Annotated in this window: 1 protein-coding gene; it reads left to right on the top strand. The window is 30.1% G+C overall.

Features of this window, described 5'->3' with window-relative positions; translation table 11 throughout:
• A partial coding sequence (locus AMN78_RS01050) for an NAD(P)/FAD-dependent oxidoreductase (protein WP_143323152.1) occupies window positions 1-575 on the top strand: 575 nt, incomplete at both ends.

Below are 575 nucleotides of genomic sequence, written 5' to 3' on the forward strand. Positions count from 1 at the left end.
CTAATGACTCAACTCTTATTTATAACACAGAAGTTACAGATATCATCCACACAGATGATCTTTATGAAGTATATTTTAAAGATTCAAGTTATATAGCTGAATCTAAAATAATTATTAATTCAGCTGGCTTATGGTGCGACAAAATTTCTGCTATGGTTGGAATTAATGATTATAAACTGCATTATTGTAAAGGAGAATATTATAAAACTTCAAAATATCGCAATGAGATTAAATCTCTTATCTATCCACTCCCAAATGAACTGTCACTTGGCATTCATATTGTACTGCATTTAGATGGTACTTTAGGATTTGGTCCTAATGCATACTACATAGATAAAATTAATTATATGATCGATAGCACTCATAAGCAGGAGTTTTTAAAACATATAAATACTTATATGGAATTAGATCAAGAAAATCTATTTGAAGATTTCACGGGAATACGTCCAAAAATTCAAGATGATGGAGAATCGTTTCGTGATTTTATTATTATAAATGAATCTGAGAAAGGATATAATAATTTTATCAATCTCATCGGTATTGATTCGCCTGGGCTCACTTCGTCACTAGCCCTT

This window comes from Candidatus Pelagibacter communis (genome assembly GCF_001179945.1).
Classification (GTDB): domain Bacteria; phylum Pseudomonadota; class Alphaproteobacteria; order Pelagibacterales; family Pelagibacteraceae; genus Pelagilacustribacter; species Pelagilacustribacter ubique_A.